Origin of the sequence: Amaricoccus sp. (genome assembly GCF_017993425.1) — a bacterium.
GTDB lineage: Bacteria > Pseudomonadota > Alphaproteobacteria > Rhodobacterales > Rhodobacteraceae > Amaricoccus.
Genome location: NZ_JAGOMQ010000002.1, coordinates 44,117 through 58,201, shown reverse-complemented (window position 1 = coordinate 58,201; position 14,085 = coordinate 44,117). Strand labels below are relative to the sequence as shown.

The 14,085-nt window shown below is 73.6% G+C and carries 14 protein-coding genes; 7 read left to right on the top strand and 7 right to left on the bottom strand.

Going from position 1 to position 14,085, the window contains the following annotated elements; genetic code table 11:
- The first annotated feature begins 141 nt into the window (after positions 1-141).
- The 3 genes from KBB57_RS01295 (at position 142) to KBB57_RS01285 (ending at position 2,710) form a co-directional block, all read left to right on the top strand.
- Entirely contained in the window at positions 142-1,599 is a 1,458-nt protein-coding gene (locus KBB57_RS01295) for an APC family permease (RefSeq protein ID WP_290745591.1), read from the top strand.
- Positions 1,600-1,794: 195 nt separating this feature from the next.
- Entirely contained in the window at positions 1,795-2,181 is a 387-nt protein-coding gene (locus KBB57_RS01290) for a helix-turn-helix transcriptional regulator (RefSeq protein ID WP_290745589.1), read from the top strand.
- Positions 2,174-2,710: an SRPBCC family protein gene (locus KBB57_RS01285; protein ID WP_290745587.1), complete on the top strand. Its 537-nt coding sequence runs from the start codon at positions 2,174-2,176 to the stop codon at positions 2,708-2,710. Before KBB57_RS01290 ends, KBB57_RS01285 begins: the two co-directional genes overlap by 8 nt.
- A 380-nt stretch (positions 2,711-3,090) precedes the next feature.
- Here the strand turns inward: KBB57_RS01285 and serB are convergent, their stop codons facing one another.
- The gene (gene serB, locus KBB57_RS01280; RefSeq protein WP_290745585.1) at positions 3,091-3,954 is read right to left on the bottom strand and encodes a phosphoserine phosphatase SerB; all 864 of its coding nucleotides are present in this window, start codon (positions 3,952-3,954) and stop codon (positions 3,091-3,093) included.
- 7 nt (positions 3,955-3,961) lie between these two features.
- Positions 3,962-5,332 carry a class II 3-deoxy-7-phosphoheptulonate synthase gene (locus tag KBB57_RS01275; protein WP_290745582.1) on the bottom strand — a complete coding sequence of 457 codons (1,371 nt, stop codon included), beginning with the start codon at positions 5,330-5,332 and terminating at the stop codon, positions 3,962-3,964.
- A gap of 162 nt (positions 5,333-5,494) precedes the next feature.
- Here KBB57_RS01275 and KBB57_RS01270 point away from each other — a divergent pair, with 162 nt between their 5' ends.
- Positions 5,495-6,472, top strand: a complete 978-nt coding sequence (locus KBB57_RS01270; protein WP_290745579.1) for a GlxA family transcriptional regulator — start codon at positions 5,495-5,497, stop codon at positions 6,470-6,472.
- Positions 6,473-6,571: 99 nt separating this feature from the next.
- Complete coding sequence (locus tag KBB57_RS01265; RefSeq protein WP_290745576.1) at positions 6,572-7,342, top strand: SDR family NAD(P)-dependent oxidoreductase; 771 nt, start codon at positions 6,572-6,574, stop codon at positions 7,340-7,342.
- Between the two features lie 545 nt (positions 7,343-7,887).
- On the opposite strand, the gene glmM is transcribed toward KBB57_RS01265, so the two are convergent.
- The 5 genes from glmM to KBB57_RS01240 are packed head-to-tail and all read right to left on the bottom strand — an operon-like array spanning position 7,888 to position 12,398.
- Entirely contained in the window at positions 7,888-9,228 is a 1,341-nt protein-coding gene (glmM, locus tag KBB57_RS01260; protein ID WP_290745573.1) for a phosphoglucosamine mutase, read from the bottom strand.
- Positions 9,225-10,253: a dihydropteroate synthase gene (gene folP / locus KBB57_RS01255; RefSeq protein ID WP_290745569.1), complete on the bottom strand. Its 1,029-nt coding sequence runs from the start codon at positions 10,251-10,253 to the stop codon at positions 9,225-9,227. The genes glmM and folP overlap by 4 nt, the downstream gene beginning before the upstream one ends.
- Entirely contained in the window at positions 10,250-10,915 is a 666-nt protein-coding gene (locus KBB57_RS01250; protein WP_290745566.1) for an HAD-IA family hydrolase, read from the bottom strand. The genes folP and KBB57_RS01250 overlap by 4 nt, the downstream gene beginning before the upstream one ends.
- Positions 10,912-11,460, bottom strand: coding sequence for a thioredoxin family protein (locus tag KBB57_RS01245; RefSeq protein ID WP_290745563.1), 549 nt, complete (start codon positions 11,458-11,460; stop codon positions 10,912-10,914). The genes KBB57_RS01250 and KBB57_RS01245 overlap by 4 nt, the downstream gene beginning before the upstream one ends.
- A 5-nt stretch (positions 11,461-11,465) precedes the next feature.
- Positions 11,466-12,398 carry a dihydroneopterin aldolase gene (locus tag KBB57_RS01240; protein ID WP_290745560.1) on the bottom strand — a complete coding sequence of 311 codons (933 nt, stop codon included), beginning with the start codon at positions 12,396-12,398 and terminating at the stop codon, positions 11,466-11,468.
- 598 nt (positions 12,399-12,996) lie between these two features.
- On the opposite strand from KBB57_RS01240, the gene KBB57_RS01235 reads away from it, so the two are divergent.
- Positions 12,997-13,491: a CAP domain-containing protein gene (locus KBB57_RS01235; protein ID WP_290745557.1), complete on the top strand. Its 495-nt coding sequence runs from the start codon at positions 12,997-12,999 to the stop codon at positions 13,489-13,491.
- 5 nt (positions 13,492-13,496) lie between these two features.
- Positions 13,497-14,078, top strand: coding sequence for a CAP domain-containing protein (locus KBB57_RS01230; protein WP_290745553.1), 582 nt, complete (start codon positions 13,497-13,499; stop codon positions 14,076-14,078).
- Positions 14,079-14,085 lie beyond the last annotated feature (7 nt).

Sequence of the window (14,085 nt, the reverse complement as noted above, 5' to 3'; positions counted from 1 at the left end):
AACGCCCCGGCCGCCCCTGTCAAGCGATCTGCGCGCAACTTCCCCCGACGAGGCCGGCGACGCCGCGCCGCCTTCGTGCTTGACCGGGGCGCGGCGCGGACGCAGCGTCAACCGACGGGGTCAACCGCAGGAGGAGCCGCCATGACGCAGGCCGCCGCAACGCCGGGCCAGCCCGAGCTCCACCGGGTGATGGGGCCGAAGCTCCTGCTGCTCTTCATCGTCGGCGACATCCTCGGGACGGGCGTCTACGCGCTGACCGGGTCCGTCGCGGGCGAGGTCGGCGGGGCCGCCTGGGCGCCCTTCCTCGTCGCCTTCCTCGTGGCGACGATCACCGCCTTCTCCTATCTCGAGCTGGTCACCCGCTACCCGCAGGCCGCCGGGGCCGCGCTCTACGCGCACCGGGCGTTCGGGCTGCACTTCCTCACCTTCCTCATCGCCTTCACCGTGATGTGCTCGGGGATCACCTCGGCCTCGACCGCCTCGAACGCCTTCGCGGGCTTCGTCTCGGACGGGTTCGGGCTCGGCTTCGCCGCCGGGTCGGGGGGCATCCTCGTCCTCGCCCTCGCCTTCATGACGCTGGTCGCGCTGGTGAACCTGCGCGGCGTCGGCGAGAGCGTGAAGGCGAACGTCGTGCTCACCCTCGTCGAGCTCTCCGGCCTCCTGATGATCATCCTGATCGGCTTCTGGGCGATGTCGCAGGGGCGGGCGGATTTCTCCGAGGTGATGGTCTTTCACTCTTCGGAGGAGAAATCCGCGTTCATGGCGCTGACGGCGGCGACCTCGCTCGCCTTCTTCGCGATGGTCGGGTTCGAGGACTCGGTCAACATGGCCGAGGAATGCACCAACCCGGTCCGGGACTTCCCGCGGGTGATGATCGCCGGGCTCGGGATCACCGGCACGATCTACCTGCTTGTCTCGATCTGCGCCGTCGCCCTCGTCCCGGTCGGCGACCTGACCGACCCGGAGAAGGGCTCGGCGCTGACGCAGGTGGTGCGCGCCGGCGCGCCGGGGCTGCCTTTTGACAAGATCTTCCCCTTCATCGGCATGTTCGCGGTGGCGAACTCGGCGCTCATCAACATGCTGATGGCCTCGCGGCTGCTCTACGGGCTCGCCAACCAGGGGGTGCTGCCGCACGCTCTCGGCCTCGTCCACCCGACGCGGCGGACGCCGTGGGTGGCGATCCTGTTCACCACGGCGATAGCGTTCGGGCTGATCTACGTGGTGGTGACGAACGGCAAGGCGCAGGCGATCAGCCTGCTCGGGGGCACCACGGCGCTCTTGCTGCTCGGGGTCTTCACCGTCGTCAACATCTCGCTGATCGTCCTGCGCCGGCGGCCGCCGGTCGGGCACGCGCATTTCCGCACCCCGGGGCCGCTGCCGTGGATCGGGGCGATCACCTGCGCCTACCTCGCCGGGCCCTGGGCGCGAAGCGCGGCGCAGATGCCGCAGTACCGGATCGCCGGCTGGCTCCTCGGCATCGGGATCGTGCTCTGGGCGCTGACCTACGCCTGGAACCGCACGGTCCGCCACCGCCCCGGCGGCGGCCTCGGCCATGTCGAGGAGCTCGCCGAGCACCACGGCAGCGGCCCGACGAACTGAGTCCGGCCCCCGTCGAGCAACCGGAGCCGGCGAATTCGCACGCGTGCGAATCGATCATGTGTTTGATATAATTTAGAATTCATACCATTGTACCCTTTGCGTCCGGGCCTCCGCGGCCCCGGACGGGGCCGTTTTTGCGGCCATCAATAAACGAATCGGTTGACTGACAGCTGTCGCCCCGGCACATTCAGCCACATGGTTGAATCATCGCACCCCCTCGACGCCGTCTTCCACGCCCTCGCCGACCCGACCCGGCGGCGGATGCTGCGCGACCTCGCCGACGGCGCGCGCAGCGTCGGCCAGCTTGCGGAGCCGGCGGCGATGTCGCTCGCCGCCGCCTCCAAGCACGTCAAGGCGCTGGAGACCGCCGGCCTGATCCGGCGCGAGGTGCAGTGGCGCACCCATGTCTGCCGCCTCGCGCCCGAGGGGCTCGCCGCCGCCCATGACTGGCTCGTCTTCTACGAGCGCTTCTGGACCGACCGCCTCGACGTCCTCGACCGCCTCCTCCGCGAGGAGGCGCAGGCGGCGGCCGACGCCCCGCCCCCACCACCGCAGCCCGAAGGAGAAAAGTCCGATGACTGAGCTCGCCCCGATCGAGGTCTATGGCGCGCTGACCGCGCCCGACACGCTGACCATCCAGCGGCTGCTGCCGGCGCCGGCGGAGAAGGTCTGGTCCTGGCTGACCGACAGCGACCTGCGCCGGCGCTGGCTCGCCGCGGGCGTCATGCCCGAGACGCCTGGCGCCCGCTTCGCGCTGACCTGGCGCAACGACGAGTTGACCGACCCGCCGGGCGCCCGCCCCGACGATTTCGGGCCGGAGCACAGCATGGACTGCGAGCTGATCGAGCGCGACCCGCCGCGCCGGCTCGCCTACCGCTTCGGCCAGACCGGCGAGGTCTCGTTCGATCTGGAGCCGCGCAGCGGCGGCCGGACGCTGCTGACGCTTGTCCACCGCCGCCTGCCGAGCCGGTCGGCGCTCCTCAATGTCAGCTCGGGCTGGCACGCCCATCTCGACGTCATGGCCGCCCGCCTCGCCGGGATCGAGCCCGACCCGTTCTGGGACGCCTGGACCGTCCTGCGCCGCGACTACGAGCAGCGGCTGCCGGGCTGAGCGCCGGGAGAGGAAGCCCGGCCGGAGGCAGGTCGCGACGGCGACGTCAGACGGATTTGACCCGCGTCAAATCCGTCCGCGCTCGCCCCCCCAAGGGCGAGCGCGATTCCGCGCTCGCCGGGGCGACCACGGACGGATTGCACGCTACGGGGAAATCTGGACCCCTGACGGCTTCCGCGCCAACGCGCTCCAGCCGTCGGCGCGGCGAAAGCAGTGCTTTCGCTTGTCGCGCCGTGGCCTCGCGGGCAGGGCCCGCTTCGGTCTGGCGGGACGCGCGCGCGCGCCCCGGAGATCCCGACCGGCGCGCGCTGCGCCGGCTTGAACGAGACTTACGATTATCTTTTGATATCAGATGCCTAAGCAGTGTCCACGCGTGGACACTACGCCACCCAATCGCTTTCCGGGATGCCCTGCAACGCGAGGATCGCCGTCAGGTCCGAGCGGTCGAGCCGGGCGTCGGCGACCTCGGCCAGCGCCGGCTTGGCCCGGTAGGCGACCCCGAGCCCGGCCGCCGCGATCATGTCGAGGTCGTTCGCCCCGTCGCCCACCGCCACCGCGTCCGCCTCGGCGTAGCCGCCCTGCGCGGCGATCGCCGCCAGCGCCGCCCGCTTGGCGGCGCGCCCGAGGATCGGCTCGGCCACCGTCCCGGACAGGAGCCCGTCCGCGACCCCCAACCGGTTCGCCTGGTTGGCCGCGAACCCGGCCTCCGCCGCCACCCGCGCCGTGAAGAAGTCGAAACCGCCGGAGATGAGCGCGGTGTCGGCCCCGAGCGCGGCCATCGTGCGGACCAGCACGCGCGCACCTGGATTGAGCCGCACCCGCTCGGCGTAGCACGCCGCCAGCACCGTCTCGGGCAGCCCGGCCAGCAGCCCCACCCGCGCGCGCAACGCGCCCTCGAAGTCGAGCTCGCCGCGCATCGCCGCCTCGGTGATCGCCGCCACGGCGGGCTTCACCCCGGCGAAGTCGGCCAGCTCGTCGATGCACTCGACCCCGATGATCGTCGAATCCATGTCGGCGATCAGCAGCCGCTTCCGCCGCCCCTCCGCCGGCACGATGTTGGCGTCGACCGCGGCCGGGGCTAGCCCCCGCGGATCCCCTGCGCCCTCAAACCCGATCTCCACGGCCGTCGCAGCCAGCCGCCGCGGCGCGCCGGGCGCGAGCCCCGCCGCCGCCATCGCGGCGGCGACGCGCTCCGCCTCCGCCTCGGCGACGCCCGCCGCCGCGGTCAGCACCAGGACGCGCAAGCGGCCCTCAGACCGCGGCGCGCCGCGCCTGCCGGCGCTGGTCGAGCGCCTCGGCGACCAGGAAGGCGAGCTCCAGCGACTGCGTCGCGTTGAGCCGCGGGTCGCAGGCGGTGTGGTAGCGGTCGGCGAGGTTCTCGTCCGTCACCGCCCGCACGCCGCCGGTGCACTCGGTCACGTCCTGCCCGGTCATCTCGAAATGCACGCCGCCGGGGATCGTCCCCTCGGCGGCATGGACCGCGAAGAACTCCCGCACCTCGCGCAGCACCCGCTCGAACGGCCGGGTCTTGTAGCCCGAGGCCGACTTGACGGTGTTGCCGTGCATCGGGTCGCAGACCCACAGCACCTTCGCCCCCTCGCGCTCGATGGCGCGCACCAGCCGCGGCAGGTGCTCGCCGACCGACCCGGCGCCGAAGCGGGTGATCAGCGTCAGCCGCCCGGCCTCGTTCTTCGGGTTCAGCCGCTCCACCAGCCGCAGCAGGTCGCTCTCGGTCAGCGTGGGCCCGCATTTCAGCCCGATCGGGTTCTGCACCCCGCGCAGGAACTCCACATGCGCCCCGTCCGGCTGCCGCGTGCGGTCGCCGATCCAGAGCAGGTGCCCCGAGCCCGCCACCGGCACCCCGGTCGTCGAGTCGATGCGGCAGAGCGCCTCCTCGTACTCGAGGAGCAGGGCCTCGTGGCTGGTGTAGAAATCCACCCGGTGCAGCGTGTCGGCGGTCTCGCCGTTCACGCCCGCGGCCTGCATGAACTCCAGCGCGTCGGAGATGCGGTTGGCGAGCTTGTGGTACTGCTCGTAGCCCGCCTGGCCGGCCGTGGAATCCAGCGTCCACGAATGCACCCGCCCGATGTCGGCGTAACCGCCCTGGCTGAAGGCGCGCAGCAGGTTCAGCGAGGCCGCCGCCTGCGTGTAGGCCTGCAGCATCCGCGTCGGGTCGGGGATCCGCGCCGCGGCGGTGAAGGCGAAGTCATTGATGATGTCGCCGCGGTAGGACGGCAGCTCGACGCCGTCCACCACCTCGGTCGGGGCGGAGCGCGGCTTGGCGAACTGGCCGGCCATGCGGCCGATCTTCACCACCGGCACCTTGGCGCCGAAGGTCAGCACGACCGCCATCTGCAGCATAACCTTGAAGGTGTCGCGGATGTTGTCGGCGGTGAACTCGGAGAAGCTCTCGGCGCAGTCGCCGCCCTGCAGCACGAAGGCGCGGCCCTCCGCCGCCTCGGCCAGCGACCGCCTGAGCTTGCGCGCCTCGCCGGCGAAGACCAGCGGCGGATAGGCGGCGAGCCGCGCCTCGACGGCCTTCACCGCGGCGGCGTCCGGATAGTCGGGCATCTGCACCCGCGGCTTCGCGCGCCAGTCGGTCTTGGTCCACTCCGCGCCCATCACGACGCCTCCCCCGGTCAAACCTACGAAGTCGGCCGCATATAGGGCGCCCGGGCCGCGGACGCCAGCGGCAAGAGGGTAAAGGAAAACCCCCCTTGCCGTGGCCGCGCCGGGGCGCCTTAGATCGCACGATCCCCTTGCGCGAAAGGCGCGCCCAGCCAGATGCCCGCTCCCGCGGATGCCCAGCCCGAGAAGTTCGTCTTCCTGCTGCTCGACCAGTTCACCCTGATCGCCTTCGCCTGCGCGATCGAGCCCTTGCGGCTGGCGAACCGGATCAGCGGCCGGACGCTCTACGAGTGGCGGGTGGTGAGCGAGACGGGGGCGCCGGTCGCCTCGTCGAACGGGGTTCAGGTGGTGGCGGACGCCGGGCTGGTCGACGCGGGGCGGGACGCGACGGTGATCGTCTGCGGCGGGCTCGGGATCAAGGCGGCGGTGACGCGGCCGGTGCTGACCTGGCTCCGCCGCGAGAGCCGCCGGGGGATCGCGATGGGCTCGGTCTGCACGGGCGCGCATGCGCTGGCGCGGGCGGGCTTGCTCGACGGGCGGCGCTGCACGATCCACTGGGAGAACCGCGACGGGTTCGAGGAGGAGTTCCCGGAGATCGCGCTGACGCATACGGTCTACGTGGTCGACGGCAACCGCTTCACCGCGGCGGGCGGCACCGCCTCGGCCGACCTGATGCTGCACCTGATCGCGCGGCGGCACGGGCCGGAGATCGCCATGCTGGTCGCGGACCAGATGATCCATACCGGGCTGCGCTCGGACCGCGACGAGCAGCGGCTGTCGATCCCGACGCGGATCGGGGTGCGCCATCCGAAGCTCGCGACGATCCTCGCGCGGATGGAGGGCAACATCGAGGAGCCGATCTCGCCGGCGCAGCTCGCGGAGGACGTGGGGCTCTCGGCGCGGCAGCTGGAGCGGCTGTTCCGGCGCTACCTCAACCGCAGCCCGAAGCGGTACTACATGGAGCTGCGCCTGCAGCGGGCGCGGAACCTGCTGTTGCAGACGGACATGAGCGTCATCAACGTGGCGCTGGCCTGCGGCTTCGCCTCGCCGTCGCATTTCTCGAAGTGCTACCGGGCGCTCTACCAGACCACGCCCTACCGCGAGCGCGGCGCCGGTCCGGCGGCCGCGCAATAGGCTGGAGGGGGGGGGAATGCGCCGGGAGCAAGAGGGCTCGGGTCTGTCGGGAGGACGCGCCATGGCCGGTCGGGTCATCGTCGGGGCGGGGGCGGTCTGATGCGGCTGGGGGCGGGCGTCGCGGCGGTGGTGACCGGCGGCGGGTCGGGGCTCGGGGCGGCGACGGCGCGGATGCTGGCGGGGCGCGGGGCGAGGGTCGGCGTCCTCGACCTCGACGCCGCGGCGGCGGCGCGGGTCGCCGCGGAGATCGGCGGCGTCGCGGCGCCGGCCGACGTGGCGGACGCCGCCTCGGTCGCGGCGGCGCTGGCGACGGCGGCGGCGGCGCACGGGCCGGCGCGGATCCTCGTCGCCTGCGCGGGGATCGTGCCCGGGGCGCGGACGGTGGGCCGCGACGGGAAGGCGCACGACCCGGCGGTGTTCGGCAAGGTGATCGCGGTCAACCTCCTCGGCACCTTCAACGCGGCGACGCAGGCGGCGGCGGCGATGGCGGCGCTCGAGCCGGTGACGGCGGACGGCGAGCGCGGGGTGATCGTGACGACCTCCTCGGTCGCGGCCTGGGAGGGGCAGGTCGGGCAGATCGGCTACGCCGCCTCGAAGGGGGCCGTCGCGGCGATGGCGCTGCCGATGGCGCGCGACCTCGCCGCCTTCGGGGTGCGGGTGGTGTCGATCGCGCCCGGCCTCTTCATGACGCCGATGCTGGAGGGCCTGCCGGAGGAGACCAAGGCGAGCCTCGGCAGGCAGGTCCCCTTCCCCGCCCGCCTCGGCGACCCGACGGAATACGCGGCGCTGGTGGCGACGATCGTGGAGAACCCGATGCTGAACGGCTCGGTGATCCGCCTCGACGGGGCGATCCGCATGGGGCCGCGGTAGGGCCCGGGCCTGTGGCTGCCAGTCCGGGAAATGTCGTGCTGTGTGGGGAAAGATCGCCGCGAAAAGCAAGCGCACTCGATTTTTCAAATATGGATTTGCGCGCAAATATATTTCGAAATATTTTGAATATGAACGGTGAAAATCATTGCACCGTTATCAGCGCCGCATTTCGCGGCGCCGTGCGACTCACTTCGAGGTTCCGCCGTCCCGGCCGCTGCCGCTCCGCGTCGAGCCGGGCGACATGCGCATGTCACCCGGCGGGCGTGGTCGCGGGACGGACCTCGCCGCTGGGGAGGGGCGGAGACGCCGGGGGGCAGGTCGTCGCGGTTAATCGGTTCCGCTGACGGTCCTTCTGATGTCGATCGGACGGAAATCGCCCGGCAAGACATTGCATCGTCACCAGCGCCGCATTTCGCGGCGCCGTGCGACTCACTTCGAGGTTCCGCCGTCCCCGCCCCGGCCGCTCCCCGTCGGGACGGGAGACATGCGCCATGTCGCGTGGCGGGGCGCCCTCGGAGGATGGACCTCGCCGCTCGGGCGGGACCTCAGGCGAAGGCCGCCACCTCGGCCTCGATGTGGCCGAGGACGTCGTCGAGGAGCGCCGGATCCTCGCATTCGCCCATGATCCGCACCAGCGGCTCGGTTCCCGACTTGCGGATCACCAGCCGGCCGCGGCCGGCGATGCGGGCCTCGCCTTCGGCGATGGCCTCGCGGACGCGGGCCTGGTCGAGGGGGGCGGCGCCCTTGCGGTAGCGGACGTTGCGCAGGACCTGCGGATAGGGCTCGAAGACCCGGGCGATCTCCGAGGCGCGCTTGCCGCTCTCGACCATCGCCGACAGGAACTGCAACGCCGCGATCAGCCCGTCCCCGGTGGTGACGTAGTCGGTCATCACGATATGTCCCGACTGCTCGCCGCCGAGGTTGTAGCCGCCGTCGCGCATCGCCTCGACCACGTAGCGGTCGCCGACCGGCGCGCGGAGGAGGCGCAGCCCCTGCCCCGTCAGGTGCCGCTCCAGCCCGAGGTTCGACATGACGCTCGCCACCAGCGTCCCCCGGGCCAGCCTTCCCTCGGCGGCCCAGCGGTCGGCGATCAGCGCCATGAACTGGTCGCCGTCGGCGACCGCCCCGGTCTCGTCGAGGATGAGCACCCGGTCGGCGTCGCCGTCGAGGCAGATGCCGACGTCCGCCCCCTGCGAGACCACCGCGGCGGCGGCGGCGGTCGTGTCGGTGGAGCCGCAGCCGTCGTTGATGTTGAAGCCGTTCGGGGCGACGCCGACCTTCACCACCTCGGCGCCGAGCTCCCACAGCACCTCGGGCGCGGTCCGGTAGGCGGCGCCGTTGGCGCAGTCGATCACCACCTTGAGCCCGTCGAGCCGCAGGCCGCGCGGGAAGGTGGTCTTGGCGAACTCCATGTAGCGGCCGCGGCCGTCCTCGATCCGCGTCGCCCGCCCGATCCGCTCCGGCGCGGCGAGCGCCGGCGGCTGCTCGAGCAGCGCCTCGATCTCCTCCTCGGCGGCGTCGGAGAGCTTGAACCCGTCCGGGCCGAAGAACTTGATGCCGTTGTCCTGGTAGGGGTTGTGCGAGGCGGAGATCATCACGCCGAGATCCGCCCGCATCGAGCGGGTGAGGAAGCCGACCGCCGGCGTCGGGATCGGCCCGACGAGGAAGACGTCCATGCCCACCGAGGTGAAGCCGGCGATCATCGCCGTCTCCAGCATGTAGCCGGAGCGCCGGGTGTCCTTGCCGATCACCACCCGGTGGGCGTGGCCGCCGGTGGTGAAGAAGCGCCCCGCCGCCTGCCCGAGCCGGAGCGCGGCCTCCGCGGTCATCGGGTCGTCGTTGGCGCGGCCCCGCACGCCGTCCGTTCCGAATAGCTTCCTGCTCATGCGATGTCGCCTCTGCCCGGTTCCGGAGCGTTGAAGGCCGCCCACAGGGCGAGCGCCTGTCGCGTCTCTGCTGCGTCATGCACACGTATCACCTGCGCGCCCTGCCGCAAAGCCTCGAGCGCGACGGCGATCGAGCCCGGCGCCCGGTCGCCGGGCTCGGGCGCGCCGCCGATCGTCCCGATGAAGCGCTTGCGCGACGCCCCGAACAGGATGGCGCAGCCGAGCCCGTGCAGGAGCGCGAGGCCGCGGATCAGCGCGAGGTTGTGGGCGACGGTCTTGCCGAAGCCGATGCCGGGATCGACGAGGAGCCGCCCGCGCGGGATGCCCGCCGCCTCGGCGAGGGCGACGCGGTCGGCGAGGAAGTCGGCGACGTCGAGGAGCACGTCGTCATAGGCGGGCGCGTCCTGCATGGTCTTCGGATCGCCCTGCGCGTGCATCAGCACGACCGGCCAGCCGCCCGCCGCGGCCGCGGGCAGGCTTTCGGGATCGTGGCCGAGGGCGGAGACGTCGTTGAGGAGGCCCGCCCCGGCGGCGAAGGCGGCGCGCGCCACCTCGGCCTTGCGGGTGTCGATCGAGATCGGCGCGGCGATCCCGGCGGCGCGCACCGCCTCGATCACCGGCACGACCCGGGCGATCTCCTCCGCCGCCGGCACCGGGTCCGCCCCCGGCCGCGTGCTCTCGCCGCCGACGTCGAGGATATCCGCCCCCGCCGCGACCAGCGCCGCCGCCTGCCGCACCGCGTCCTCGCGGCGGAAGTGCCGGCCGCCGTCGGAGAAGCTGTCCGGGGTGACGTTGAGCACGCCCATGATCCGCGGCCGGTCGAGCGCGAGCCCGCAGACCGCGGCGCGCGGCGCGGTCAGCGCGGCGAGCGCCTCGGCCGGCGCCTCGGCGGCGGGGATCAGCCGGGGCGCGGCGCCGCGGGCGTGGACGGCGACCCGGTCGAACCAGAGCGGCCCGCCGGCGAGCGGCAGCGCGCCCGGCGGGCGGACCGGGTCGGATTGCGGGATCGGGCGGAGCCGGGTCACGCCCGGGCGAGCACCGCGCCGACGAGGCCGGGCAGCTCGGCGTAGTCGCGGAACACCCCGTCGGCGCCGAAGGTCTCGGGCCGGCGCGCGTTGTAGCCCTCGGTGTGGAGCAGGAACCTCGCGCCCGCCGCCCGCGCCGTCTCGGCGTCGGTGGCGCTGTCGCCGATCATGATCTCCGGGCCCGGCGGCAGCCGGTCCGCGGCATGGCGGAAGAGCCGCGGGTCGGGCTTCAGCACGCCCGGCAGGCTGTCGCCGCCGGTCAGCGCCGCGACGTGGCGGGCGAGCCCGGTGCCGTCGAGGATGGCCTGGGCCGGCGCGTCGGGCTTCTGGGTGCAGACGGCGATGCCGTGGCCCGCCGCCGCGAGGCTGGCGAGCGCCGCCTCGGCGCCGGGATAGGGCGCGGTGCCGGTGACCGGGTCGGCCTCGTAGATGCGGCGATAGGCGGCGAGGTGGGCGTCGACGCCCGCCTCCGGCACGCCGCCGGTCGCCTCCAGCAGCCGCTCGACCAGCCGGCGCATCCCGTGCCCGACGAAGCCGAGCACCGTCGCCTCGGGGGCCGCCTGCCGGCCGATCCCGGCGAGCATCGCGTTCGCGGCCGCCGTCATGGTCGGGGCGGAATGCACCAGGGTTCCGTCGAGGTCGAAGACCAGTCGCGCCATCATGCCTTCCATTTTATCGAGCAGCCGATCGAGGCCGTCTGGTCCGCCGGCCCGCGTCCCGTGGCGGCGATCTGCGCCATCGCGGCGTAGAGCTCGCGCGGGGCGTCGGCGCGGGCCTCGCGGCCGCTGGCGTCGAGGCGGCCGCGGTACTGGAGCCCGAGGGCGGCGTCGTAGCCGAAGAAGTCCGGGGTGCAGACGGCGCCGTAGGCGCGGGCGACGCCTTGGGTCGCGTCGTGGAGATAGGGGAAGGGGAAGCCGTGCGCCCGCGCGAAGGGGCCCATGCGCCCGGGCGCGTCCTCGGGGCGGTCGGTCGAGTCGTTCGAGTTGATGGCGACGACGCCGACGCCGAGGGCGGCGAGGGCGCGGCCCTCGGCGGCGAGCTTGTCGGCGATCGCCTTCACGTAGGGGCAGTGGTTGCAGATGAAGACGACGAGGAGGCCGTTCGGACCGCGGACCTCGTCGCGGGTCCGGAGGCGGCCCTCGGTGTCGGGCAGGACGAAGTCCGGCGCGGGGAGGCCGAAATCGCAGACGGGGGGAATGGCGGCCATGGGCGTCAGCCTCCGATCCCGGCGGGCGCGTCGGGGCGGCGCAGGGCGAGGCCGTCGGGGACCTGCGCCGGGACCTCGGCGCCGCAGAGGACGAGCTCCGTCGCGCCGAGGAGGCCGGCGAGCCAGGCGGCGGCGTCCGCCGGGCGGCTCGCGTCGAGGGCGGGTCGCGGCGCGGCGTCGGCGAGCATGCGCGCCGGGGCCCAGACGGCGGGGCTGCCGGCGCGCGCCGCCCATTCCAGCTCGGCGCGGCTCGTCGCCACGGCGAGGCCGGCGGCGCGGCCGGAGAGCGCCCAGGCCGCCTGGTCGAGGGCGAGCAGGCCGATGCGGAACCCGGCCTCGTCGCGCGCCGGCGGCTGGGGCGTGGCGGGGGAGACGGTCAGGACGGCGCGGGGCGCGGCGCGGGCGGCGGCCAGCCAGACGCCCGCTTGCGGCCCGGCGAGCGCCGCGGGTCCGAGGTGGACCACCCGCTCGACCCCGGGGCTCGCCGGCGCCTCGGGCGCGTGCAGGCGGGCGGCGCCCTCGGGCAGGCGGCGCCGCACGATCTCGACGCCGAGCGCGCCGGGGGCACGGTCGAGCTTCTGGACGCGGACGAAGGCGCGGACGGCGCGGCGGTCGGCGAGGCAGCCCGCCGCGACGCGCTCGGCCAGCGTCTCGAGCAGGTTCAGCCGCTCGGCGGCCAGCGCCGCGCTGATCGCGTCGACGATGGTGTCGTAGGAGAGCACGCGGTCGACGTCGTCGCCCTGCCCGGCGAGGCCGGAGGCGACCTCCAGCACCACGTCGAACTGCACGCGCTGGGTGACGCCGCGCTCGGCGTGGAAGGCGCCGATCTCGACGGCGCGGACGTGGTCGCGCAGCGAGATGCGGTCGGGCGGCTGGCCCTCGGCGGAGGCGGCGGCCCGCACGTGCGGCGGCTCGAAGGCGATCGCGGTCTCGTTCATCGGGCTCCCCTGCCCCGCCCCATAGCGCCGCCCGCGCGGGGCCGCAAGCCGCCCGGACCCGGGCGTCGCGGCGGCCGCCCGAGGCCCGCAGGTCGGGGTCACAACCCTTCTACCTCTTCCTCCTCCCCTTGTCCTGTCGGGCAGGTTCCCCCCGCCCTTGGGCGGGGGGAAGGGGGGGTGGGGAAACGCGCGCAACGGCGCGCAGGGCCCCCGCGCGCGCTTGCGCGGGCGGGGAGAAAGGCCCTCGGGGCGCAAAGGCGCCCCGACATGCCTTGAGGATGGGCCCCCGGGGCCCCTGTCCCGCACCGCGTTAACCCGCCGGCAAGCCCCGTGGGGGAGGCTTCGACGCCCGTCGCTCTTCCGGCGGGAGAAAACCTCCACCCGCGCGGGTCGTAGAAAGATGGTTGAAGCGCCAGTGGCCCTGGCGCATCGTATCCCTGCGCCCGCTGCCAGAACAGGTGCAGACCAGATGTTGCGGATCGCCCGGAAGTTGTTGGTTAATATATTGCTTTGTTGCCTCGCGACGGCCGCGGGCGCACAGGATGGCCTTCCGGCGCGGTTCGACCGGGCGGTCGATCCCGATCGTCCCGACGAGCGGATGTTCCAGGAGGCGGTTCTATTCTACGTCAACGTCGAGCGCCGGCGCGCCGGGCAGCGGCCGCTGGCGGACGACCCCAAGCTCGCGCGCATGGCCGCCGGCCATGCCGCGAACATGGCGGCGCAGCGGCTGATGAGCCACCGGCTGGCGACGCCGAAGGGCGGAAGGCTGGTCGAGCGGCTCGACGTCAGCGGCGTCGCCTATCGCCGGGCCGGCGAGAACATCGCGATGGAGAAGGCCTTCCGCCTGATCGGCCGGCCGATCTCGACCCGGGCCGCGGGCTGCGCCTTCACCTACGCCGACACCGGCGAGCCGGTGCCGCGGCACAGCTACGCCAGCCTCGCCGACGCGGCGGTGGCGCGCTGGATGGCCTCGAAGGGCCACCGCGCCAACATCCTCGACCCGAATTTCCGGCGCATGGGCGCCGGGGCCGCGATCGACCCGGGCGGGCCGGCCTGCGGCGACGTCTATCTGGCTCAGAACTTCGCGGGGTGACGATCATGGAGCTCTCTCGACGGCAGGCGACGGGAGGGCTCCTTGCGATCTGGGCGGCGGCCTGCGCGGGGGCGGCGGGCGCGCTGCCGGCGCGGGCCGCGACGATCAGCGACGACGCGCTGCTCTCGGCCGACGACTTCTGCGCGGCGCTCCTCGTCGGGATCAACGCCGAGCGCGCCGCCAACGGCCTGAAGCCGCTGGCGCGCGACCCGAAGCTGACCGCCGCCGCCCGGCATCAGGCCGGCATCATGGCCAACGCCCGCATCATGGAGCACGAGATCCCGGGGACGCCGAACTTCCCGGCCCGGCTGCGCGCGGCAAGGGCGCGGGTGCGCACCGGCGGCGAGAACATCCTGCGCGACAACCTCAGCCGCTACGGCCTCGGCTGCGCCGCGGTCTCGGCCGACCTGCCGCGCCGGCTCGCGCCCGAGGTGGCGACCGTCTCGGTGCCGCGCTGGATCGGCTCGCCGAAGCACTTCGCCAACATCATGAACGCCCGCTTCCGCCGCGCCGGCGGGGCCTTCGCCATCGTCGTGGACGAGCCGGGCTGCGGGCAGATCTACGTGGCGCAGGTCTTCGGCGGCTGAGCCGCCC

Coding starts and splice junctions, on each gene's coding strand:
- KBB57_RS01295 (WP_290745591.1), top strand. CDS start 142: ATGACGCAGGCCGCCGCAACGCCGGGCCAGCCCGAGCTCCACCGGGTG.
- KBB57_RS01290 (WP_290745589.1), top strand. CDS start 1,795: ATGGTTGAATCATCGCACCCCCTCGACGCCGTCTTCCACGCCCTCGCC.
- KBB57_RS01285 (WP_290745587.1), top strand. CDS start 2,174: ATGACTGAGCTCGCCCCGATCGAGGTCTATGGCGCGCTGACCGCGCCC.
- KBB57_RS01275 (WP_290745582.1), bottom strand. CDS start 5,332: ATGGGCGCGGAGTGGACCAAGACCGACTGGCGCGCGAAGCCGCGGGTG.
- KBB57_RS01270 (WP_290745579.1), top strand. CDS start 5,495: ATGCCCGCTCCCGCGGATGCCCAGCCCGAGAAGTTCGTCTTCCTGCTG.
- KBB57_RS01265 (WP_290745576.1), top strand. CDS start 6,572: ATGCGGCTGGGGGCGGGCGTCGCGGCGGTGGTGACCGGCGGCGGGTCG.
- glmM (WP_290745573.1), bottom strand. CDS start 9,228: ATGAGCAGGAAGCTATTCGGAACGGACGGCGTGCGGGGCCGCGCCAAC.
- KBB57_RS01250 (WP_290745566.1), bottom strand. CDS start 10,915: ATGATGGCGCGACTGGTCTTCGACCTCGACGGAACCCTGGTGCATTCC.
- KBB57_RS01245 (WP_290745563.1), bottom strand. CDS start 11,460: ATGGCCGCCATTCCCCCCGTCTGCGATTTCGGCCTCCCCGCGCCGGAC.
- KBB57_RS01240 (WP_290745560.1), bottom strand. CDS start 12,398: ATGAACGAGACCGCGATCGCCTTCGAGCCGCCGCACGTGCGGGCCGCC.
- KBB57_RS01235 (WP_290745557.1), top strand. CDS start 12,997: ATGTTCCAGGAGGCGGTTCTATTCTACGTCAACGTCGAGCGCCGGCGC.
- KBB57_RS01230 (WP_290745553.1), top strand. CDS start 13,497: ATGGAGCTCTCTCGACGGCAGGCGACGGGAGGGCTCCTTGCGATCTGG.